This window comes from Gelidibacter japonicus, assembly GCF_010725055.1.
Classification (GTDB): Bacteria; Bacteroidota; Bacteroidia; order Flavobacteriales; family Flavobacteriaceae; genus Gelidibacter; species Gelidibacter japonicus.
In genome coordinates this window covers 1-23,146 of the sequence record NZ_BJKB01000014.1, presented here as the reverse complement: position 1 = coordinate 23,146, position 23,146 = coordinate 1, and the positions used below count along the sequence as shown (strand labels likewise).

At 39.2% G+C, this 23,146-nt stretch carries 16 protein-coding genes and 1 other RNA gene; 10 read left to right on the top strand and 7 right to left on the bottom strand.

Translation table 11 applies throughout. The annotated features are described in order from the left end of the window. Positions 1 to 3,051, bottom strand: a complete 3,051-nt coding sequence (locus G6N06_RS13950; RefSeq protein ID WP_163517406.1) for a SusC/RagA family TonB-linked outer membrane protein — start codon at positions 3,049 to 3,051, stop codon at positions 1 to 3. Between the two features lie 538 nt (positions 3,052 to 3,589). On the opposite strand from G6N06_RS13950, the gene G6N06_RS13945 reads away from it, so the two are divergent. Next, positions 3,590 to 4,810 (top strand): M24 family metallopeptidase, encoded by a 1,221-nt coding sequence (locus G6N06_RS13945; RefSeq protein WP_163517405.1) that lies wholly within the window; start codon positions 3,590 to 3,592, stop codon positions 4,808 to 4,810. Positions 4,811 to 4,982: 172 nt separating this feature from the next. On the opposite strand, the gene G6N06_RS13940 is transcribed toward G6N06_RS13945, so the two are convergent. Next, positions 4,983 to 5,828, bottom strand: a complete 846-nt coding sequence (locus G6N06_RS13940; RefSeq protein ID WP_163517404.1) for an AraC family transcriptional regulator — start codon at positions 5,826 to 5,828, stop codon at positions 4,983 to 4,985. A gap of 245 nt (positions 5,829 to 6,073) precedes the next feature. Between G6N06_RS13940 and G6N06_RS13935 the strand changes: the two genes are divergently transcribed. Further along, a complete protein-coding gene (locus tag G6N06_RS13935) occupies positions 6,074 to 6,988 on the top strand; it encodes a dihydrodipicolinate synthase family protein (protein ID WP_163517403.1) in 915 nt (304 codons plus the stop codon). Positions 6,989 to 7,195: 207 nt separating this feature from the next. Then, complete coding sequence (gene lhpI / locus G6N06_RS13930; RefSeq protein ID WP_163517402.1) at positions 7,196 to 8,152, top strand: bifunctional Delta(1)-pyrroline-2-carboxylate/Delta(1)-piperideine-2-carboxylate reductase; 957 nt, start codon at positions 7,196 to 7,198, stop codon at positions 8,150 to 8,152. 170 nt (positions 8,153 to 8,322) lie between these two features. Here lhpI and G6N06_RS13925 read toward each other — a convergent pair whose 3' ends face one another. Continuing rightward, positions 8,323 to 8,718, bottom strand: coding sequence for a tautomerase family protein (locus G6N06_RS13925; protein ID WP_163517401.1), 396 nt, complete (start codon positions 8,716 to 8,718; stop codon positions 8,323 to 8,325). A 494-nt stretch (positions 8,719 to 9,212) separates the two neighbouring features. Here G6N06_RS13925 and G6N06_RS13920 point away from each other — a divergent pair, with 494 nt between their 5' ends. The 5 genes from G6N06_RS13920 to G6N06_RS13900 all read left to right on the top strand — a co-directional run bounded on the left by G6N06_RS13920 (position 9,213) and on the right by G6N06_RS13900 (position 16,081). Beyond that, positions 9,213 to 10,799 carry an amidohydrolase family protein gene (locus G6N06_RS13920; RefSeq protein WP_163517400.1) on the top strand — a complete coding sequence of 529 codons (1,587 nt, stop codon included), beginning with the start codon at positions 9,213 to 9,215 and terminating at the stop codon, positions 10,797 to 10,799. A gap of 979 nt (positions 10,800 to 11,778) precedes the next feature. Then, entirely contained in the window at positions 11,779 to 14,139 is a 2,361-nt protein-coding gene (locus G6N06_RS13915; RefSeq protein ID WP_163517399.1) for a glycoside hydrolase family 95 protein, read from the top strand. After that, on the top strand, positions 14,140 to 14,433 hold the full coding sequence (locus tag G6N06_RS13910; protein WP_163517398.1) for a hypothetical protein: 294 nt from the start codon (positions 14,140 to 14,142) through the stop codon (positions 14,431 to 14,433). A gap of 14 nt (positions 14,434 to 14,447) precedes the next feature. Continuing rightward, positions 14,448 to 15,638 (top strand): glycoside hydrolase family 5 protein, encoded by a 1,191-nt coding sequence (locus G6N06_RS13905; protein ID WP_163517397.1) that lies wholly within the window; start codon positions 14,448 to 14,450, stop codon positions 15,636 to 15,638. Then, entirely contained in the window at positions 15,638 to 16,081 is a 444-nt protein-coding gene (locus G6N06_RS13900) for a family 20 glycosylhydrolase (protein ID WP_163517396.1), read from the top strand. The genes G6N06_RS13905 and G6N06_RS13900 overlap by 1 nt, the downstream gene beginning before the upstream one ends. A 27-nt stretch (positions 16,082 to 16,108) precedes the next feature. Here the strand turns inward: G6N06_RS13900 and G6N06_RS13895 are convergent, their stop codons facing one another. The 4 genes from G6N06_RS13895 to ssrA form a co-directional block, all read right to left on the bottom strand. After that, entirely contained in the window at positions 16,109 to 17,005 is an 897-nt protein-coding gene (locus tag G6N06_RS13895; protein WP_163517395.1) for an alkaline phosphatase family protein, read from the bottom strand. Positions 17,006 to 17,011: 6 nt separating this feature from the next. Further along, positions 17,012 to 18,238 carry an alkaline phosphatase family protein gene (locus tag G6N06_RS13890; RefSeq protein WP_163517394.1) on the bottom strand — a complete coding sequence of 409 codons (1,227 nt, stop codon included), beginning with the start codon at positions 18,236 to 18,238 and terminating at the stop codon, positions 17,012 to 17,014. 414 nt (positions 18,239 to 18,652) lie between these two features. Further along, positions 18,653 to 19,279 carry a DUF4403 family protein gene (locus G6N06_RS13885; RefSeq protein WP_163517393.1) on the bottom strand — a complete coding sequence of 209 codons (627 nt, stop codon included), beginning with the start codon at positions 19,277 to 19,279 and terminating at the stop codon, positions 18,653 to 18,655. A 406-nt stretch (positions 19,280 to 19,685) separates the two neighbouring features. Next, positions 19,686 to 20,081, bottom strand: a transfer-messenger RNA (tmRNA) gene (gene ssrA / locus G6N06_RS13880). Between the two features lie 442 nt (positions 20,082 to 20,523). On the opposite strand from ssrA, the gene G6N06_RS13875 reads away from it, so the two are divergent. Both G6N06_RS13875 and G6N06_RS13870 read left to right on the top strand, forming a co-directional pair. Next, positions 20,524 to 21,393 (top strand): DMT family transporter, encoded by an 870-nt coding sequence (locus tag G6N06_RS13875; RefSeq protein ID WP_163517392.1) that lies wholly within the window; start codon positions 20,524 to 20,526, stop codon positions 21,391 to 21,393. Between the two features lie 281 nt (positions 21,394 to 21,674). Beyond that, a complete protein-coding gene (locus tag G6N06_RS13870) occupies positions 21,675 to 22,877 on the top strand; it encodes an NAD(P)-dependent oxidoreductase (protein WP_163517391.1) in 1,203 nt (400 codons plus the stop codon). Positions 22,878 to 23,146: the final 269 nt, after the last annotated feature.

Sequence of the window (23,146 nt, the reverse complement as noted above, 5' to 3'; positions counted from 1 at the left end):
TTAAAAATTAAAGTTAACACCTAGAATTATGGATTTAGTAGGTGGGGTGAACATATCTGTGAAACCTGAAGCATTTACCTCCGGATCCCAAACGAGGTTGTCATCCTTTACCCATGTCAATAGGTTTGTTCCGCGGATGTAGATTCTTCCACTGTGTATTCCCGCAGCCTTATTTATTTGATCAGAAAAATCATATCCAAAGGTTACGTTTCTTAGTCTGGCAAAGGCACCGTCAAAAAGGAATTTGGAATTGTACCTCCATGGCTCATAGCTATCCTTTACTTTGGCATATCTGGTAATATCGCCCGGCTTTTGCCATCTGTCTAAAACTGTGTTGATTCCATGGTATAAATTTAGAGAATAGGCATTCCCTTGATGGGTATAGAGATGCCATGATTCGTAAACTTTATGTCCACCTTGGTAAAATCCGCTTGCGTCAATAAAGAACCCTTTATAGTCCACATGTAAATTCAGCCCTGCGGTCAGCTCTGGAAGCGCGCTGCCCCCTTGGAAAGCTTTAGCAGCTTGATTAAAATTAGTAGTTGTTTCTCCGTCCTTACCATTGAGATACCATTCATCATTTCCGGTTTCAGGATTAACACCCGACCATGTTGGCATATACCAGGCATAGGCAGGTTGTCCAACTTCTACCCGTTGTGTAACTGTGGTAATGGTGATATCCTTCCCTGCGGCATCTTTAGCTAATTCTAGCACTTCGTTCTTGTTGAATGCCAAATTACCTCCTAAACTTAGATTAAAATCATCAGATCTGATAATAGCGTAATTCAATTCGGCCTCAAATCCTTTATTGCTCATTCTTCCAATATTCCTTGTTTGCTGATTAAACCCTGTCGTGAACGATAATGGCACATCCAAAAGAAGATCTTTGGATTCTCTGGAGTAGTAGGCTATAGATCCATCCAGTCTGTTTTGAAAGAATGCGAAATCGAGACCAAGATCGAGTGTATGGCTCGTTTCCCAAGTTAAATCACTGTTTCCATACTGTGAAGGGAATGCAGCTGAAGTTCCCCCGTAATTGGCACTATATCCGTAAAGAACCTGATAATTATTTAAATTGATATTGGCATTACCCGTGACGCCGTAAGAAGCACGTAACTTTAGCATGTTTATATTTTCATTATCTGCAAAAAAGTTTGCTCTGTGTAAATTATAGGCAGCACCTATGGAATAAAAATCACCCCATCGATTTTCAGGGCTAAACCTCGAATTTCCTTCTCTTCTATAAGTTCCGTTTAATACGTAGGTTTTATCGAAAGAGTAAGAAGCGGTTAGCATATATGAAGCTACTGCCCAGTCCGTGAATGAAGAAGTTGCAAGCGTTGGTGAACCCGCGGATGCAAGGTTGGTTAACCCATCAGTCCCAAATTCTTCAGCATCTGCTGCTAAAAAATAGTTTCTGTTTTTTTGGTATTCTTGCAATAAGGTAAGGTCTAAAGAATGATGCCCAGACATCCAATTGTAATCCAATCTGTTTTGGAACACATAACTTGTAGAGCTATTGTGCGATTGATATCCATAGCCATTGGTATTGTCGCCATCGCCGGATATCCTGTTTCGGTATCTCTTGTAATTGCTAATCCGATAATCTATCGATGCTCTTGTGCTAAATGATAGATTTTCGATAGGCGTCTGCCATGTTGCAGAGTTATTTGAAAGAATTCTGGTTAGCCTATTTTCATCAATATCATTTTGAGAAATCCACAATGGATTGGGTAAATTGGTGTCTAAATTTATGGTCCCATCATTATTATATGGCTGGTAAGTTGGAGGCATAAAAAACTTGACGGAACGTGGATTGGAGAAATAGGCACTTCCTTCTAAAGTACCATCCTGGTAACTGTGAGATGCCGTATTAGACGTACTAAATGATAGTTTATCATTAAATTGTTTGGTAAAATTCAAAGAACCTGAAATTCGTTGGAAATCTGAACCAATTACGGTTGCTTCCTGATCAAAATACCCAAGTGAAGCATAGAAACTATGACCGTCTCCACCTCCAGTAGCCGAAATGTTATGTTCTTGAATAGGCGCGTTGTTGTTCGTGATTACACTTGCCCAGTTACCTTCAGGTCTTCCCGCGTTATTCCAGACCACATAGTCATTTCCAAAAGAATTTAAGTTGTCTAAATAAAACTGTTTAGCGCCATCCTTTGAAAACCCATAAGCTGTACCATAAGAGTTGTAGAGCGATTCATAGAATAACATCTCTCTTTCTGCGGCGGTTAGAACCTCCGGTCCGTCTATGGCATCGTTGGCAAATCCGTAAGAAGAACTTAAATTAAAGGTGGTCTTGCCTGCCACACCATCTTTGGTGGTGATAACAATAACTCCATTGGCTCCACGTGCCCCATAAGCGGACGTGGAAGAAGCATCTTTCAGAACTGTGATACTTGCAATATCATTGGTGTTCAAACTTGCCAATGCCGATAAGGAAGAACCACTAGCTGCGCCACTCACGTTTTCATTGATAATTGGTACCCCGTTGATCACATAGAGAGGACTGTTGCCAGCAGTAATTGAACTTCTACCTCTAATACGAATATCGGCCGTGGACCCCGGTGTACCTGAAGTGGTACTAACATTCAATCCAGCAACTTTACCTTGCAAAGCTTGATCAACAGAAACTGTGGTTGTTTGTTGTAATTCTTCGGATCCTAATTGTACAGCAGAACCAGTCATATCATCCTTACGTTTTGATATGTATCCCATTACAATAACCTCTTCCAACGCTGCGGTGTCCACGAGCATGGTGACGTTTATAGTATTTAAATTGCCGACAGTAATTAGTTGCGTTGCATATCCTACATACTTAAAGACCAAAACTTGACCTTCGGAAGCCTGAATTGCAAAATTACCGTCGAAATCCGTTAGAGCGCCAACAGTTGTCCCCTGAACTTGTACGGTTACACCTACAAGAGGCAAGCCTTCCTCATCAGTAACAGCCCCTGAAACGGTCTTTTGTTGCGCAAAACAGAGTTGCGCCAAACACACTAAAAAAAGTGTAAAAATTCCATTTAATTTTCTTTCCATTATGTTGTTAATTTAAATTCTTGTATATCAAACATTGTATTTTTTTTTAAATAAAACAATTTTTCAAACCCTCTATATGTTAAAATTTTAACAACTCGATACTATAGTATTAGTTATGGATAATCGTCTATTATTCTAGCCAGCATGTTCCATCTAAATTTGTTGTTATTTGAAATGTTCATGTTGGTTTTTCGGTGAATTTATGTGTTAAAATAAGCTGCAACCTAGTTGTCTCAAACAATCATCTGATGGAAAAAATGAATGTGATTGTATGGGGGCATATGGTAAGTCACCTCTATAAAAACTATCGAAAAATTTATCGAGCCGACGGATTTATTCTGACCAATGGAATGAGAAGGTCAATGTTGAGTAAAAAGTTATCTTTGTAGATATTATTACAATCAGAAAAGTATCGTGTGCATTCTGATCAAGAAACGGATAAGTCCAATCCAAAAAAGACATAAAAAGATGCGCTGGGAGATGGGTAATGCTAAATATTCTTTTCATCCCTACAGAACCTTTTAAAATACAGAAAACTATGAAAACAATCGGAATCGGTGGGAGTACAATTAAAGCCGAATTAAATGCAATTGTCCCTAATGCACATGTAGTAAAACCTATTCAAAAAAGTGAATTTTATACGCGTATTGATAAGGCTTGCAAATTAATGCAACATCAAAACGGAAAAGTCATGTATCTACATGCAGGGACAAATCTGTACTATTTTACCGGGACCAAATGGAATTCGAGTGAACGTATGGTTGGTGCTTTGTTATTTCCAAATGGAAGCTTGCACTATATCGCTCCAAGTTTTGAAAAAGGAACAATTTTAGATTTTATGGAGGTTGAAGGGACCATTCATTGTTGGGAAGAACACGAAAGTCCTTATCAGTTGTTGGCCCAAATATGTTCTCAAAATGGTGTGAATGAAGGTGTGGTTCTAATTGATGAAAGTACTCCGTTTTTTATTAGCGATGGTATTGCAAAAGCAAACCGGAAATTTGAACTCGTTAATTCTAAACCGATCACCGCGGGTTGCAGAATGGTAAAATCTGAAGCAGAAATTGCTATTATTCAGCATGCCATGAACATTACCATGGAAGTTCAAAAAGCGGTAGCGAGAATTCTACATGTGGGCATTAGCGCGAAAGAAGTCACTGACTTTATTCACGAAGCGCATAAGCGTTATGGTATTCCTTCAGGATCTTATTTTTGCATCGTGTTGTTCGGGGTGGATACTTCATTTCCACATGGAGTCAAGGAACCCAAGAATTTGGAAGACGGAGAGGTGGTTTTGATCGATACCGGTTGTGAATTGCATGGTTATCTTTCAGATATTACCCGCACTTATGTGTTCGGTGCCATAAGCGACCTTCAAAGACGAATTTGGAACCTGGAAAAGGAAACCCAACAGGCAGCCTTTAATGCCGCTCAATTGGGAAACACGTTTTCGTCTATTGATGATGCATCGCGGGTTGTTATCGAGGCTCATGGTTTAGGGCCGGATTATGCTTTGCCTGGACTGCCACATCGTACTGGGCATGGAATTGGCCTGGATATTCACGAATGGCCTTATGTGGTCAGGAATGAAGAGACAGTTATAGAACCAGGAATGTGTTTTAGTATCGAACCTATGATCTGTGTGCCAGACCAATTTGGTATTCGCCATGAAGATCATGTTTATATGACCAAACTAGGACCAAAATGGTTTACGGAACCTATGTTGTCTATTGAGGACCCTTTTGGCGTAAAATATTAGGTGCAAGTTCATTGAGATATCTCATTGATTAAGCTAGAATAATGGTTTACAGATTGAAGTGTCGATTTTTGGATAGGCACTGATTATTAACCTGTGGACGTGTTCCGTTCAAAAGGGAATGAGTGTTCTTAGACATATTTTTACCAGTTAATCCATAATAACTATAAAGGAATTAGACTCTTTTTTTTCTAAAATCGGATGGTGTGCTTTTCTTGATGTCTTTAAATTGTCGGTTAAAATTAGAGATGTTTTTAAATCCCGATTCATAAGCTATTTCAGCAACGGTGAGTTTGTTTTTTGAAAGCAATAATTTAGTGGCATGTTCTACGCGCAACTCAGTTAAAAACTGAAAATAGGTTTTATTGGTACGTTTCTTAAAGTATTTGCAGAAAGCATTTTTGGTCATATTTGCCTTCTCCGATACCGCTTCTAAAGTGATGTTGGTATTGAAATTGCTCATTGTGAATTCAAAAATATTACGCATTCTGTTTCCTTCATAGTCCGAATATTGTTTGTCGTATATAAAAGAGGATAAACTTTTATATTCACATGTCGATGCCAATTTTAGTAATTCCAACAAAATTAAAAACTGATCCAATTTTTGAGAAGTTTTTAATCTTAAGAATAATTGGATCATTGCTTCCTTTTCAGAAACTACTTTAAAGCCATGCGTGGCTCTGGTGAAGAATGACTGTAAGGCCTTAGTCTCTTCCATTTCAAAAAACCTCCTTCCAAAGGCCTTTTTGCTAAAGAACAAGCTCAGCATTTTCGACTTCCCGCCAACGCTGGTGTCACTTTTTAGAAGATGGGGCAGGTGGCTCCCAATCACCAGAATGTCATCGGGTTTATAGAAATTGATGGTGTCACCAACAATCAACTTACCCTCACCTTCAATAATATAACTCAACTGGATCTCTTCATGTTGGTGTAATTGATCATAGAATGAGGTTCCTATGTCTTCTTGATAAACCAAAGCATAATGTTCTGGTTTTGGTATTTTAAAAGGCAGTACTTTCATGACGATTGACCTTATTTGGGATTTTTGAACAAGTTGGCTTGAGTGGTTTGGTCTGTTTTGATTTAGTACGAATTTCTTTTTTTAGGAATTTTGTCTAAAATCAACCCTAATATTACTCAAAAAAAACAATATTTGCTACAGGTAGGGCAATATAGTATCAATAGTTGATAAATAAGAACCATATCTCCATACTTTTCTTAACTAACTTTGCTAATTAATAATAACACGAATAAAAATTTAAAACTATGGGTGTAAAATGGGAAGGCATTATGCCGGCAGTCACAACAAAATTTAATGATGATGATACTTTAGATTTTGCAATGTTTGAAACCAATCTTAAAGCACAACTTGATGCTGGTGTTCACGGTATTGTTTTGGGGGGTACATTAGGTGAAGCAAGTACTTTAACAGAAGCAGAGAAACGTAGTTTGACAAAAACTACAGTTGACATGGTTAAAGGTAAAGTGCCCGTCATGATAACCCTGGCGGAACAGTCGACTAGAGCTGCGGTAAAGGCTGCAAATATGGCGGAAGAAGACGGAGCGTCTGGCCTCATGATGTTGCCTCCAATGCGATATAAGTCTACCGATAGAGAGACTTTGGAGTTTTTTAACTCGGTGGCGAAAAACACGTCTTTACCAATAATGGTGTACAATAATCCGGTGGATTATAAAATAGAGATCACCCATAACATGTTTGATGAATTATTAAAACATGACAATATAGAGGCGGTAAAGGAATCGACGCGAAATACGATGAATATCACCCGAATAAAAAATCGTTTTGGAGACAGATTGAAGATAATGACCGGAGTGGACACCATCGCTTTTGAGAGCATGGTTTTAGGAGCTGACGGTTGGGTAGCAGGTCTGGTCTGTGCATTTCCAGAAGAAACGGTGGCCATGTACCAATTGATCAAAGCGGGACGAATTAAGGAAGCCTTGGACATTCACAGATGGTTTATGCCGTTATTTGAATTGGATATTGTTCCAGAATTGGTTCAAAACATAAAACTGGCTGAGGTCTATACAGGACTCGGTACTGAAAACGTACGGGCACCACGCCTTCCACTTATTGGAGAGGAAAGGAAATATGCTATAAAGACAATTGAGGATTGTCTAAAAACCAGGCCTACTTTACCAGATTACAAAAATCTTTAGTAGACCTATTCTTCGTTTAATAGTCATCCTATATCAATGACTATAATATATCCAAGAATCTCATTAACTAACCGACCTTAGTTAATGGGATTTCTTTGCTTTTTATTTCTATAGTTTCAATAGCCTCAAGTGGGCCTATAGAGTGAAAGGATTTATACGATTTACACGAGTAAAACATACTTGTTAACCATTAAACTCATAAAATTTATGAAAAATATAATTCAAATTGATGCAGATTTTGTAGAAAAAAACACAGATTTCCCAAATTTAATCGCTGATCTGGAAAAAATGTTTTCAAACAAGGAGCTTTTGGTTCCAATGCGGCATCATCATGATTTCCCTAACCCGGAAGTTGGAATGGAATCCACTCTATTATTGATGCCAGCATGGAATCCAGGGAAGGAAGCCGGTGTGAAAATAGCAACGGTCAGTCCAGCAAATGGAAAATTCGATTTACCTGCCATTCAGGCCATTTATATTTATTTGGATGCCTTAAAGGGCTCCATAAAAGCGATCATTGAAGCTAAAAGTTTAACGGTAAAACGTACGGCTGCAGCATCGGCCTTAGCTTCAAAATACCTGAGCAGAGAAAATTCCAAGTCACTGCTAATGATTGGGACTGGAGCGTTATCCCCAAACCTTATTAAGGCTCATGCAAGTGTTAGGCCCATTGAACAAGTTTTTGTTTGGGGTAGAAATTTTGATAAGGCGGAGGCTATTTGCGAGGCATTGAGTGGGGAAAAATTCGAAATAACTCCTATAGAGGACCTTGAAGATAAAATTAGCGAAGTCGATATCATTTCTTCCGCGACCCTTTCACCAACACCACTTGTTTTGGGCAAGTACTTAAGACCAGGTCAACATGTCGATTTGGTTGGAGCTTATCGTCCCGATATGCGAGAGGCTGATGATGATGCCATAAGACGATCGGAAGTGTTTGTGGATACTTATGCGGGTGGATTAAAAGAAAGTGGAGATATTGTTATTCCATTAAAGACCGGAATATTGACGGAACAAGATATTAAGGCCGACTTGTTTTCAATGGCCACCAAAAAACATTCAGGTAGAAGCGACGACGCGCACATTACTTTATTTAAATCCGTAGGGCATGCCTTAGAAGATTTGGCAGCTGCCGCCCATTATTACAATTTATTTGGGAAATAGGAGCGTTCTCCACGTCAATCTGGAAAAATAAAGTGCTAAAAGTCTCGTTCCAAATGGGTGTTTTATTAACCTAAATTGGTCGAGACTTTTCCTTTGGCCTAAAGTATCACGACTGTTGAAAGTATGGCTTTCTATTTCAGATGGAATCGCTGAAGGAAAACATCCCCACATCATACGTCAATCTTATACCCAAGATTGACTTCACTGGCCACTTGACCGCCGTCTATGCCCCAATTTTCCTGAGGAGCTTCTCTCAAAAGGATGAGAACATGATCTTTTGGGATGCCTAAAGCTTCTAGATTATTTACAATGTTTTTGTATAAACTTCTTTTCGCATCAATTGAACGGCCCTTATAAGCATCAATGTTTATGTATGTGTAGAATTCTGGTTTATCAAGGTTTGATGGGCAGGCAAACCTATGTGGTGGATGGACAACCAATCGCACAACTTTATCTGTTGGAATAATTTTGAACGCGGTTTGTAATGCAGAATGGACAGCATTTATGATTTTTTTCCCGTCTTCCTCATTATAGTCTTTTCGGACCTCAATTAAAACACTTGGCATATATTTGTTTTTTAAATATTTATTCTGTTTCCATTTTAAAATTGACAACAGGTTGAAAATAACTTCCCTGTTTCTATAAGTAAAAATGATAGATCCTTATTATCAAACTAAACATGACGGTTCAAGATGAAATAAAGATCGCATAGCTAATATATGTTCTTCAATTAGATTATGACAACTATTAAGTAAAAAGTATGGCCGATAGAGTAACATAGTATTACAACGAGATAAGAAGTGGAAGAAGCGTTTTAACCATTCTGTTTACTTTTGGGTAAATGGAATAAAAATGAGGGCTGTGTTCTTAAAATCCAAGTTGATTTTAGCCACCATTCACGAAAAGACTTTTTTGTCAAACCTTTACTGGGGGAGTAATTATCCAAAATGGAAAATATGGAATTAGTGTAATTTTAAGATTTTTCCTGAAGAAGCTTTTAAGAATGCCATGTATTTGATAAATTCAAGGATTCAACATTGAAATCTATAATTTTAGATCTATGAAATTTAATATACTAATGATTATTGCCGTTTTGTCATCCTCTCTGATGTTCGCCCAAATTGAAAAAGCGCCTGATCGAGAGGAAGGGGAGGGCCCTTGGTCACAATTAATTATCAGAGGGGCAACGCTAATCAATGGTACCTTGGCGCCTCCAATGGGACCTGTAGATATTGTTGTAGAAAACAATCGTATCGTAGATGTCCGAGTCGTTGGATATCCTGGAGTACCGATTAAAGAAGGAAGGAGACCAGTTTTAAAAGCTGGTGGAAAAGAATTAAATGCTGAAGGAATGTACATTATGCCTGGATTTGTGGACAGTCACGCCCATATTGGAGGAAGATCTCAGGGGACACCGGCAGAATATGTTTATAAACTTTGGATGGGCCACGGAATTACTACCATTGTGGATCCAAGTAGCGGGAATGGAATCGCTTGGACTCTTGATGAAAAGCGGAGAAGTGAAAAAAATGAAATAACGGCACCAAGAATTAAAGCCTATACGTCATTTGGGCAGAATAGCAAAAGCCCTATTGCCACCGATCAGCAGGCAAGAGAATGGGTGCGGAGCAATGCCAAACTTGGGGCCGATGGCATCAAATTCTTTGGAGCGACACCCGTAGTGATGGCTGCAGCATTGGATGAAAATAAGAAATTAGGGCTGCGCTCAAAAATGCATCATTCGCAAACGTATGTGGGGAGCTGGAACGTGTTGAATAGTGCAAGGTCTGGACTAACTTCTATGGAGCACTGGTACGGTTTGCCCGAGGCGCTTTTTCATGATAGAACTGTTCAAGACTATTCATTGGACTACAATTATCAAAATGAGCAGGATCGTTTTGGCGAAGCTGGGCAGTTGTGGAAACAAGCAGCGCCACCTAATAGCAAAAAATATAATGATGTTATGGACGAACTCCTGGCTCTTGATTTTACTTTGACACCCACCTTCGTTATTTATGAAGCCAATAGAGATTTGACCCGAGCACGTCTTGTGGAATGGCATCAAGAATATACGCTTCCAAGCTTATGGGATTTTTATGCCCCTAGCCGTGAGTCTCATGGTTCATATTGGCTCAATTGGGGAACTGAACAAGAGATCGAGTGGAAGACCAATTATAAACATTGGATGAATTTTGTCAATGATTATAAAAATAGGGGTGGAAGAGTAACAGTAGGTACTGACGCAGGCTTTATTTACCAACTTTATGGCTTTTCATACCCTCGTGAAATGGAGCTTTTGCGTGAAGCAGGATTTCATCCATTGGAGGTCATAAAAGCAGCGACCTTAAATGGTGCAGAAGCATTGGGAATGGAAAATGACATTGGATCTATTGAAGTTGGTAAATTGGCGGATTTTGTCATTGTGGAAGAAAATCCATTAGTGAACTTTCAAACTCTTTATGGAACAGGCGCTATAAGAATAACTGAAAACAATGAGGTCGTTCGGGTGGGAGGCGTAAAATACACCATAAAGGACGGCATTATTTATGATGCCAAAAAACTATTGTCCGATGTCAAGGAAATGGTCAGAAAAGACAAAAAAAGTAAAGGCTATAGAATAACTCAACCAGGTATTCCAATGGATTAGAGCTTGATATGATATTTATTGCAATAGTCTTTATTGTAAATTTCAATATAAAATAGTCGCTACTATTGAGAGGGATTTTAAAGCTATCAGAAGTGCTTACAGAGCAGTGCTGATAGTTTATTGGTAATCTTTTAATTTAAAAATCAGCTTTTTAAATCTTTCTCAAGCATTTGCCATTTCTATCCCATAGAAATCAATATTCCTGTTTTGCCTGCAGGCACTTTATTTAACTATAACTACATGAGTAAACCTTTAGGATTCGCACAGTTAAGGAAAGCAAATATTTAATTATAGGCTGTATGTGGTGTTGGTTGTAGGGATTGTGGAAATCGATGATCGTCTTTGAATTCAAAAGTTTCGAAAGCCATCGAACTGCATAATTATAGTGGTAAAAACAGAAGAAAAGACCATCCTAATCCCAAGCTTAAGTGCATAGAAGGGAATGATCATCACAACCGGCATAGAGGCCATCATCGTTATATATGATTCTATCCCGCCAGACCTTATTTTCTAAAACTATTGAAAAAAACATGAAATAATGGCCTCGGATGTTGCTCGTGATGGGATGGGTGTTTTAATGCCTTTAAAAAACTGCAAAACGCAACACCATCTATTGGTGTGAACAACACCTCGGCTTGAGTGCCATTTCACCTCTTTCTAAAAAATTAATGATAGAACCATAAGCAATTGCGAGATTTTCCCGATTGTCCATAGAGAAATGATCAAAGAAAATCTTATAATTGATTAAACGAAGAGTTTTAAAAATTAAATATGAGAAATTAGGTTCTCAATATATGCTAAATTTTAGTTTCTTTGGAGAATGCCAATACCACATGACAGATTGAATGTACCGATGGTTCTTTCAAAATTAAAGAAATCGATATGAGCAATTTGGCAACCATAACCGCCAAAAACATGTCTTATAATGATATTCTGGTAAAGAATTCAAAACAGACAAACCCTAAATATTAAGAAATAAATGACCAAATTAAAAATTAAGCTTGCACTAGGCGCGTCTATCATTTTAATGACCATCTCATCTTGTGCCCAAGACAAAACGACATTGGAATTATGGTATAACGAGCCTGCTACCAATTGGATGACTCAGGCCTTGCCTATAGGCAACGGTTATGTAGGTGCCATGTTTTTTGGAGGCCTACAGGAAGAGCAGATTCAGTTTTCAGAAGGCACGCTATGGTCTGGCGGGCCTGATTCCAATCCCGATTACAATTTCGGAATCCGAAAAGACGCTCATAAACATTTGCCAAAGGTAAGAGCTTTATTAAAAGAAGGAAAAAAGGCTGAGGCCCATAGAATTACCCAATCGCAATTCACCGGAATCATTGATACTGGTAAGCAATACAATGCAGAATTCGGAGATTATGGGGCCCAACAAACTATGGGAGATATCTTCATAAAGGTAGGCCACTCTGGAAACGTGAGCAATTATAAACGCGGTCTTGACATCAGTAATGCTCTGGGCAAGGTTGCATACAGCATTGGGAAGGAGACCTACAATCGAACCTATTTCGGAAATTATCCGAGTAATACCATGGTCTATCGGTTTGAAAGCTCTAAAAAGACAGATTATGAAATCAGATTTGAAACGCCTCATGTGATGGTTGCACAGGAATTTAGTGACGGCATTTACACCTATGAAGGAAAAGTCGCCGATAACGGAATGCCCTTCGAAACCAAAATGTCTTTAAAATTATCAGATGGGAAAATAAGCTACAAGGATGGGATTATTTATATAAAGGGTGCGACGGATGTCATCATCTTAAACACTTCGGCTACAGCTTACACCTTAAATTATCCGACCTATAAGGGCAATGATTATAAGTCTGCCAATAACGCGATAGTGCAAAAGTGGGACAACACAACTTATGATGATTTAAAAAATGAACATGTCGGCGATTATTCCAATTTGTTTGATCGCGTGAGTTTGAATTTGGGCAAAAGTCCGAAGGTTGACCTTCCTACCAACGAACGCTTGGTTGCTTACGCCAACGGCTCGGATGATAATGCTTTAGAAAGTCTCTACTTTCAATACGCACGATATTTAATGATTTCGGCAAGTCGCCCCAACACGATGTCCATGCACTTACAGGGCAAATGGAACCATTCCACCAATCCGCCATGGGCTGCCGATTACCATAGCAATATCAATCTGGAAATGATCTATTGGCCCGCAGAGTTGACCAATCTTTCTGAATGTCACGTGCCGTTTTTGGACTTTATAGAAAGTCTGGTGGAACCGGGGAAATTGTCTGCGAAGGAATTTTTCAATACCCGAGGTTGGATGACCAATACCATGACCAATGCCTTTGGTTATACCTCACCGGGATGGGGTGTGGATTGGGGTTTCTTTCCTACAGGTGCGGCTTGGTTTTCCCAACATTTATGGGACCATTATGACTTTACCCAAGATAAAACCTATCTAAAGGAAAACGCCTATCCCGTGATGAAGGAAGCCGCTTTATTTTGGATAGATTATCTGACCAAGGATGATAACGGAAATTTAGTTTCCACCCCGTCATATTCTCCCGAGCATGGCGGGATATCGGAAGGTGCGTCTATGGACCATCAAATTGCTTGGGATATCTTGAACAACTGTATCAAAGCGGCTGAGGTTTTAGGAATCGATGATGAATTCACCGCGAACGCAAAATTGACCAGAGACGCCATTTTAAAACCTAAAATTGGTTCTTGGGGACAACTACAGGAATGGACCGAAGATGTGGATGACCCAAAGAGCGATCATCGCCATGTGTCCCATTTGTTTGCCGTTCATCCTGGGAATCAAATCTCAACGGCTCAAACTCCAGAATTGGCCGAAGCAGCAAGAGTGACCTTAAACGCTCGTGGCGATAGTGGCACCGGCTGGTCTCGTGCCTGGAAAATGAACTTTTGGGCACGTCTGAATGATGGGAATCGTTCGCACAAAATGCTAAAAAATTTATTGAAACCTGTTTCTGATACAAGTGTTGAGATGTCAACGGCTGGTGGAACTTATTCAAATTTGCTGTGTGCGCATCCGCCATTTCAACTGGATGGCAATATGGGAGGCGCCTCCGGGATGGTGGAAATGCTGCTCCAATCGCAATCAGGAATCATCGAATTGTTGCCTTCTTTGCCCGAGGCCTGGCCAACAGGAGAAGTCAAAGGCCTAAAAGCCCGAGGTGGGTTTGAAATCGATATCTTTTGGAAAGATGGTCTTGTTGAGGAGGCCAAGATTAAAGGGAAACCTAACCAGTCGGGTGAACTTAAAGTCAATAATGAAAGACTGACTTTTCACTTAAATGCTGAGGGTGTTTATAAGTATTCAAGAAAGAAGTAGATGAAAAAACAACATATAAAAATCAAGAAAATCATATTTTTTAGCTATCTGCTTGCGACTGTATTGGGCATGAGTTTCTTAGTCTCTTGTGTGAAAGATGAGCCTTTAGAAAGGGTTCTTCCTACCACTATAACAGTGCAAGGGGACAAATTTACAGATGATCAAGGGAGAGAAATCATCCTTAATGGCATCAATATTGTCAGCAAGGACAAAGCCGAAGGTTATATTTTTCAGAGTGGTCCAGAACTCTATGAAAACCTTCAAAATGGGGCGTCAATTGCATCCGATTTATAATTATTTGGGATCGGTTGGAGCCGGAGCCTGGGGTTTATAATGAAGACTATCTTAAGGAAATTGATGAGCGCATTCAATGGGCAGAACAAAATAACCTTTTCGTGGTGTTGGAGATGCACCAAGATCTTTTCAGCGTAAAATATAGTGATGGGGCACCTGAATGGGCCACTTTAGACGAAGGTAAACCCCATACGGAAGGCGCCATTTGGAGCGATTCCTATTTATTGAGCGAAGCCGTCCAAACCGCTTTTGATAATTTTTGGCTCAATAAACCTGCCTCAGATGGCATCGGGATCCAAGATCGTTATGCGGCACTTTGGCAACACATTGCCAAACGCTACACCAATAATACCACGGTGATTGGTTATGATTTGATGAACGAACCTTTTCCAGGATCTTCTGGAGTACAGTCTACACTAGTGTTGCTCTCTGCCTACGGACAGTTGCATTACAAATTGACTGGTGAGGTTTTGGATGAAGAGCAATTGGGAGCCATGTGGGCAGATGAAAAGAGCAGGATGGAGGCTTTACAGATATTGTCCAACAAAGAAAATTATCATTTTGTTTTTAGCCAATTGTTTGAACTTAACCAACAGTTCGAAACTCAGTATTTACAGAAAATGTACCAAAAAGTGGCGAATGCCATTCGCGAGGTGGATACCACTCATATCTTGTTTTTGGAGCATAGTTATTACGGAAATACGGGTGTGGCCAGCAGTATTGAAAGAACGACATTGCCTGACGGAACGCCTGATCCATTGGTTGCCTATGCACCACACGGTTACGATTTGGTAACAGATACGGATGCGGTGGCAAGCGCTTCAAACGAGCGGGTGGCCTATATTTATAATCAAATTAAACGTAAAGGCGAACAGTTAAGAATGCCAGTTTGGCTGGGCGAATGGGGTGCATTTTACGGCAATTCAGAAAGTGTTATTCCCGTAGCAAAAAATGCCATCTCATTGATTGAAGAGAACCTAATGGGCAATGTCTATTGGTCTTACGATCCAGGGACTGAAGATTTGAGCTATTTTAAAGAGGTTTTGATTCGGACGTATCCAGTGGCGGTAAATGGCAAATTACTTAGTTATAAAAATAATTTTGATCAAAAATCTTTTGAAATAAGTTGGGAAGAAGAAGGAAACAACCAAAGTTCCACAATTATTTACGTGCTTCATTTGTCCAAACTTTCAAAGTGGCCGTGATGTTCTGGAGATCTTGGACTGGCGAGGATGAAATTATTGAAGCCGCTAAAAACGGTCACAATATCATCATGACCCCGGCATCACATGTCTATTTTGACGCGTATCAGGTTCCTGAAGAAGATCATGCAAAAGAAAAGTTTGCCATTGGCGGTTTCACTTCCGTAGAAAAGGTATATGGTTTAAATATCATTCCAGAGGCGCTTCCTAAAGAATTTCACAAGTATATTTTGGGGGCACAAGCCAATCTCTGGTCAGAATATATAAAAACTCCTGAACATGCTGAATACATGGTGTTGCCAAGAATGACTGCATTGTCAGAAGTGGTCTGGTCCTCACAAGAACATAGAGATTGGTCAGACTTTAAAGTTCGGTTGACTAAAATGAGAGAACGGTTTGACGCTTTGGGATTGAATTATGCCAAGCACGTCTTTGAGAGCGATTAAAATTCGCAATTTCATCAATAGCGTATTTTAAGGTTTAAACACCTCTTTTATCGCTTGTCCACGCCATACTTGAGGCATTTCCAACCCTAAAATAAACGCAATGGTTGCTGCCGTATCATAAGTGACAATTGAACTATCGAGCTTTTGGTTTTGAATGATGCCGGGTCCTGCAATAATCCACGGAATCTGTACTTCAACTAAACTCTTCCCGCCATGGCCTTTGTCTATTCCGCCGTGATCGGCCGTTACCATAATAATGGTTTCATTTTCAATGCCTGCTTCTTTTACGGCTGCAATCAATTTTCCAATTCGCTCATCTACCTTCTTTAACTCTGCGTAATACTCGGGCGTATCATGACCTATGCCATGCCCAACATTATCAGGTTCGCTAAGGTGGACAAAAGTAAATAATGGTTGATGATCTTTAATGATTCGGGAAGCTTCTGAAACGGTAAGCGTTTCATCGTCCTTGGTAGGAATCACAAAATCAATCACGTCTTTTTCCAGAAGATAGCCAATCCCACCCCAACTATAAATAGCTGCAGTTTTTGCATCGGGCACTTGATTTTTAATTAAACTGAAAATACTCGGGAACAAATTATTTTTTGTGGTTTCTATGGAAGGAATTTCAGGCACTTGACTTCCCCATTCTGTATAGCCATGAAAGGTTGGACCTGCCCCCATCAACATAGATGCCCAGTTCACTGCACTCGAAGATGGTAATACCGACCGTGCTTCAAAACTCGATGAGCCTTTCGTCATTAAACTTTTTAAATGTGGCATCTCAGCTTGTGGAATGGCGTACGCGCCTAAGCCATCCACACCAATAAGAAGGACATGCTTAGCGTCCTTTAACTGTGCGTTCATTTGGCTGCTCAAAAGTAAAAGGAGTAGGAGGGCAGTTATATTCTTTATTCTATACATAGTATTTTATTTTTTATTAATAAACCATCGATTTATACTATTGTTCGTTCCTTCAATCACGATTTTATAAAATAAATTTATTTTTTGATTTATAGGAATAACGGCGCTCCCATCGCTATTGGGATACGTTCCAAGTAAGGTGTAAGTATCTTTGCCACCAGTCTTTTTATTATTGGTAGCTGATCCCCAGATCTTTACATCATTTGAATCATTGGGTATCCAAGTAATGTCTAAGGTGTTCTGAAAGTAATTCACTTTTGGATCTATTACCGATAAGTCGCTGATTAAAGAATAGCCGTCCAACTCAAATAACGTCTCCCTCGGAATATCAATCGATAGAAAAGAAATGATACTTGGTAAAATATCCACAACGGAAGCCGTCCTCCACGGGGTACTCTCGTTCAATTTTTTATTCGAAAAAATCCAAGCTGAACGTTGTCGGTCCGACTGTCCACCGTGACCTTTGCCACTGCCTTCATCCCGACCATGGTCTGTAGTGACGATAATGAGCCACTCTTCATTATGGTTTTTCTCGCGTTCTTCGATTGCTTCCCAAATAGTCCCAACCCGTCTGTCCATATCCTGGATGGCAGCTAAAAACTCTGGACTATCCCCAAAACGATGGCCCATATCATCGGTATATTGAAAATAGACCCAAGACAGATCTGGAGCTTCTTCCCTGATGGTTTGAGCAGCTTTTTCCGCAACCAATGCGTCGATGTCATTCATAAAAGAATAATGGGTCTGCGGAAAACGCTCTGTATCTAATTCATAACCATCAAAGGCAAAGTCGAGCTTGAGCTTGCCAGTTTCCTTTAACCCTTCGCCCAACAGTTTGGTGCGATTGTCTTCCCAACTTGAAAATATCGCTATTTTTTTATTGGGATAGGCATCTTTCAGCAAACGGAATACCGTTGGGTAATTATAGTTTGGATCTGTTATAGCATTGTCCGGAACATTGTGTTTGTTGAACCAAACCCCAGTAAGTACGTTGTTATAACCAACTGCTGAAATGGTTGGGGACTGGCTATAATTTCCTTTTTCGCCACCCTGAAAAGCACGAATGTAAGAACCCGTTTCCTTGAGTTTAGTTAAGTTGGGAAAATCATGTTGCTCGATGACATCGGCAGAAATGCCATCGGCGATAATGAAGACCACTTTCCGTTCTTTTTGTGAATATCCAGTGGTTATAAATGCGAGGTTCAGCAGTACAAATAAATAATTTTTAATCATGAATGTTTATTGATCCCACTCCATTAATAGGGTGGAATGAACAGGTTTGATTTTTAGAAAGCGGTCAATCTCAAAAATAACTAATAATATCTCAAATTCACCTCTTGCTAAAGCTTTTATGGTTATTAAATATCCCAAATCGCCCGTATCATCTTTATGATAATTCTTAATTTGCAGAACTTAAAGATAAACTCACAGGACATAGAGATTTCAAAACGTTCAATAGGTAACATCAAATGGGTTCTATGGCATCCGTTAATGCTATAAACAGGATTTTTATATGTAATTGCATATTAGCTTTCAATAATCAAAATGAATCAGGTTAAAATCATGATATTTAATTTACACAACCGAATTTAACGCTTTGACCAATTTCGTTGGTATAAATAATATCATGCTGGTAATTAAAACATCCTAAACCTCTAAATCTTCAATAGCAATAACACACCAACCTTTGGTTTGGATGAGCACCCAGATTTTATCTTTTTTGATCTTAAAATGAGTAATAGTAAAGCATTCTGCATTCCCCATAATTGAAATGTTTTTTGAGGCCTTGAGCTCTGATGCCAACCTGGCATTGAGGAGATCGATTTTTTCCTGCAGTATGGGCAGTAAATCAATGCTTAAAGTATTGATGATTTTTTTATAAATAAAGGTGTTGAGGATAGATTTCAGGACAATGTTTGCAACCCAACTTTTTCCGCTGCTGTTAATGTTGTAGGCGTCGACATATAATTGTTGGGTCTCGACATCCAACCTTAAATCCGCTAGAACCGACACTTCAATGTCTTTCTTGTGGAATATAAGGGTGAGGGTCTGTAGCTTGAGCCTTAGTTGTAGATTATACGGATCGGTTTGACTTTCAGATAGGTTAAGATCCAGTATCTTAAAATAATTAGACGCCTTTCCCTTAGCGTTATTTTTACTGATAGTGGTGCCAATGAATTTTTTCTTCAGAAAGGTTTCAATAGCAGCAAAGCCTATGCGTACTGGCAATGTCACTGAAATATTTTGGTCGGAGGTAGTTGGATTTGAACTCATATAAAGTGTTTTAAGAGCATATTCGTAATTTAATACAAATAAAACCATAACGATCCTTGAAGATGAAAAAATAAAATGGCTGTTTTAAATTGAGCCTATTTAAAGAAAACAATGGGTCATAAATTAAAGAAAGATAATTCAAGAACTTTAAAACAACGACACCTTAAAAGATAGAATCATGCAAAAATTGTGTTTTCTATGCTTTAAAACTACCGATGATATAAATTACATCATAGTTTTGATGAGTTTTTGATTCGGAGTGATTAACTTCGCTGTTCTCAAATGACTCCTATTCTGTAAATGTAACTTCCTGTCCTTGCAGTCCAGACGCTTTAAAACAACAAAGTGCAATCAAGTAAACTTGTTGCACTTCTTATGTTTTAAAGCGTAACGAAGTTACGCTTAATTGTGGAGTCGGAGAGAATCGAACTCTCGTCCAAACAAGTTACCAAAGGGCTTTCTACACGTTTATTCTTTTCTTGTTTTTTCGATTGCAAGCTGGTTAAAGACAACCTACTTACAACTTAGCTTCTTTAGTTTCAGGAGCAAATCAAAGCACTTTGCTCCCTATGTCAACTTTTACGATGCCTCTAAGCTGACCGCCGCTGACCAGGGCTTTCAAGAGACATTTAGCTTCCCTACCTAGTAGGGATTAGCAAATCCTACTGTAATTCGGATTACGCAGCTAAAGCGTAGTTATTCTCGCCGTTTAAAAGTTTGAAATAGTCTTTTACGTGTTTCAATTTCATTACACGACGTGCTTACCGTTCAATAAATCTCGCTGTCAAAACCAGTCGACCCCATAATTCCTGCGGAAGCAGGAATCTATTTATTAAAAAGATAATATTCAATATTTATGCGCTTGCCTAATCATAAGCAGCTTCCCTTTCGGGTCACGCTCTCGGCAGTAGCTCTTTTCAAGGAACTCAAGTCCCAAATACTTCGGAACCACTATCGCAAACGCAGCGTGCAAAGTTACCAAAAAGTTTTGTCTAACTTCACAACTTCATCCAACTTATTTCAAAAACTATGCCATCAGAACTATTCGTCCGGAAACATGCCATAATGACCTTGACCGTTAAAACCGTAGAAAACAGACTAATAAAATGGTGATATTTTCTTTATATATCATGAAATTGGAAATTTTGTGGGATAATATAGTATCGCAAATAGCTAATTTAGTATAATGAAATAATGATCATTAAAGACTACTTTTGCACACTTTAAACTTAAAGCCTAAAAGCATGACAAAACCAAGAGTTGCGCTAGCCATTGGTATTATTTGTATATCCATATTTCCAATTTTGGTGAAGCTGAATTTGACGCCCGGACTTATTTCTGCTTTTTATAGAATGGCGGTAGCTTCTGCCATCCTTTTGCCCTATGTGATTATCACGAAGCAGTTTAAGGTGACGTCACGAAAGGCATTTTGGCTCTCAGTCATTTGTGGGGTTGTTTTTGGATTGGATGTTGGCGTCTGGAATATTGCCATTCAACAATCAACTGCTACGCAGGCTACGCTATTGACCAATTTATCACCGGTATGGGTAGGGATAGGAGCATTTCTATTTTTAAAGGATAAACCAAAACAGAACTTTTGGACTGGAACCGTGGTGGCTATTCTAGGTATGGTACTCTTGGTGGGTTTAGATTTATTTCTGAACTTGGATTTTAATTTGGCCTTTATTTTCGGAATTTTATCCGGGATGCTCTATGCCATCTACATGTTGACCAGCAAACGGATTTTGGGTGAGCTCGAGGTCATGACATTTATGACGGTTAGTCTGCTTTCTTCGGTGGTAGCATTGGGGATACTGAGTTATGCTATGGGCGAGCCTTTCGGGGGTTTTTCGAATGCAGGCTGGTTGGTATTGGTAATACAAGGTGTGGTATGTCAGCTTTTGGCATGGCTGCTTATCAGTTTTGCGACCAAGCATATGCGAGCCACGCGAGTGTCTGTGAGTTTGTTGGGGCAGGCAGTATTGGCGTCAATTCTGGCTTGGTGGTTGCTCGATGAACAAATTTCGCTACAAATGGTTATTGGGGGAATTGTGCTGCTTTTCGGAATTCGACTGACCTTTTACGAGAAGCCGTTCTTTGCCATAAAGAAATAAATCACCTTTGGACTAAAATGTATTTGTCCTGAATTATTTGATCAGGATGGGCTCGTTTTTATAAAAATGAACGATAGTTATTCAATGATCAACTTGTAAACTGGTCATGGGATCTTGGCAAGTCCATCTGCACATTGATATGTACTAAATCTCATAAATATTTTAATTAGGGAATGCTTGCGAAAGCTTTCAAATCGACTTATTTTCGTGGAGTGACTAAACTAATAAAATTCCCTACCGATCTCTATCGGATTTAAGGGAATGTCTAATTCCATTTTTATATGAAATTTGCCCTTATTAAAGAACGTAAAAACCCACCAGACAGACGTGTCGTATTCTCTCCTGAGGAATTGTTAAATGTCAAAACTCGATTTCCACAGGCTGAATTTATTGTGGAGTCGAGTGATATCAGGGTCTTCCCGGATTCGGCTTACAGGGCATTGGGATTTGAAGTGACTGATGATGTCTCAGATGCAGATGTGTTTTTGGGTGTTAAGGAAGTTCCGATTGAAGCCCTGATTCCGAACAAAAAATATTTCTTTTTTTCACATACCATCAAGAAACAGTCCTATAATCGGAGTTTGCTCCAAGCAATTTTGAAAAAGAACATCGAATTGTACGACCATGAAACCATCGTCAAACAAAGTGGAACCCGCTTGATCGGTTTTGGAAGATATGCTGGATTGGTCGGAGCTTACAATGGGTTCAGAGCCTTGGGATTGAGAGATGGATTGTTCAATTTGCCAAAAGTGGAAACGCTGGACGATCTGAATGCTGTGAAGAGAGAATTGGATAAAATAACTATTCCGCCGATTAAGATATTGCTTTCTGGGACAGGCAAAGTCGCTTATGGCGCCAAAGAAATCATAGATCACTTAAAGATAAAAGAAATAAGCACGGCACTCTATCTGACCTCAAAGTTTACGGAACCCGTGTACTGTATGATTGATGTTATGGATTATAACAAACGTAAGGACGGTAAAGTTGGCTCCAAGCTAAAGTTTTATAAATACCCAGAAGATTATGAAAGCAATTTCATGCCCTATGCCAAAGAAACAGACCTGTTTGTTGCCGGACATTTTTATGGAAACAATGCACCGTATTTATTCACTCGAGAGGATGCAAAATCAACAGATTTCAAGATAAATCTTGTGGCAGATATCAGTTGTGATATTGATGGACCAGTAGCATCTACTATAAGGGCTTCAACCATTGCTGATCCTTTTTACGGCTATGATGCCCAAACGGAAAAAGAGGTTGCATTTGATGCTAAAAATGCCATTACCGTCATGGCGGTGGATAATTTACCTTGTGAACTTCCAAAGGATGCCAGTGAAGGGTTTGGCGAAATGTTTCTAGAGCACGTTATTCCTGCATTTTTCAACGACGATGAACGTGGTATCCTTAAACGCGCCAAAATCACTAAAGATGGTCAGCTCACAAAACGGTTTGAATATCTACAGGATTATGTGGATGGGGAATAGGCCGAGAGTAGGTAGATAGAGGGTAGTATGGAGAGGGTAGATCTTTGTACGTCCCTGATTAGTGTTGACCGCTATTATTCAAAATGTACTTCCCTAAATAGAGTTGACCGTTATTAATTAATTAATTAATTAATTAATTAATTCATTACTGTCCCATTAAAACTTAAAATTGTTCTTTGAAATATTTGAAATTTAGTTGGTTATAGAGGTTTGTCAGCCGAACGGACTTGAAAACATAGCTTTGTTGCCAGATGAATCTGCCAACCTAT

Excerpts from the sequence above, each read along its gene's own strand:
- G6N06_RS13900 (WP_163517396.1), top strand. The coding sequence starts at position 15,638 with ATGTTCTGGAGATCTTGGACTGGCGAGGATGAAATTATTGAAGCCGCT.
- G6N06_RS13935 (WP_163517403.1), top strand. The coding sequence starts at position 6,074 with ATGGGTGTAAAATGGGAAGGCATTATGCCGGCAGTCACAACAAAATTT.
- lhpI (WP_163517402.1), top strand. The coding sequence starts at position 7,196 with ATGAAAAATATAATTCAAATTGATGCAGATTTTGTAGAAAAAAACACA.
- G6N06_RS13925 (WP_163517401.1), bottom strand. The coding sequence starts at position 8,718 with ATGCCAAGTGTTTTAATTGAGGTCCGAAAAGACTATAATGAGGAAGAC.
- G6N06_RS13950 (WP_163517406.1), bottom strand. The coding sequence starts at position 3,051 with ATGGAAAGAAAATTAAATGGAATTTTTACACTTTTTTTAGTGTGTTTG.
- G6N06_RS13875 (WP_163517392.1), top strand. The coding sequence starts at position 20,524 with ATGACAAAACCAAGAGTTGCGCTAGCCATTGGTATTATTTGTATATCC.
- G6N06_RS13910 (WP_163517398.1), top strand. The coding sequence starts at position 14,140 with ATGAAAAAACAACATATAAAAATCAAGAAAATCATATTTTTTAGCTAT.
- G6N06_RS13940 (WP_163517404.1), bottom strand. The coding sequence starts at position 5,828 with ATGAAAGTACTGCCTTTTAAAATACCAAAACCAGAACATTATGCTTTG.
- G6N06_RS13885 (WP_163517393.1), bottom strand. The coding sequence starts at position 19,279 with ATGAGTTCAAATCCAACTACCTCCGACCAAAATATTTCAGTGACATTG.
- G6N06_RS13945 (WP_163517405.1), top strand. The coding sequence starts at position 3,590 with ATGAAAACAATCGGAATCGGTGGGAGTACAATTAAAGCCGAATTAAAT.
- G6N06_RS13915 (WP_163517399.1), top strand. The coding sequence starts at position 11,779 with ATGACCAAATTAAAAATTAAGCTTGCACTAGGCGCGTCTATCATTTTA.
- G6N06_RS13870 (WP_163517391.1), top strand. The coding sequence starts at position 21,675 with ATGAAATTTGCCCTTATTAAAGAACGTAAAAACCCACCAGACAGACGT.
- G6N06_RS13890 (WP_163517394.1), bottom strand. The coding sequence starts at position 18,238 with ATGATTAAAAATTATTTATTTGTACTGCTGAACCTCGCATTTATAACC.
- G6N06_RS13895 (WP_163517395.1), bottom strand. The coding sequence starts at position 17,005 with ATGTATAGAATAAAGAATATAACTGCCCTCCTACTCCTTTTACTTTTG.
- G6N06_RS13920 (WP_163517400.1), top strand. The coding sequence starts at position 9,213 with ATGAAATTTAATATACTAATGATTATTGCCGTTTTGTCATCCTCTCTG.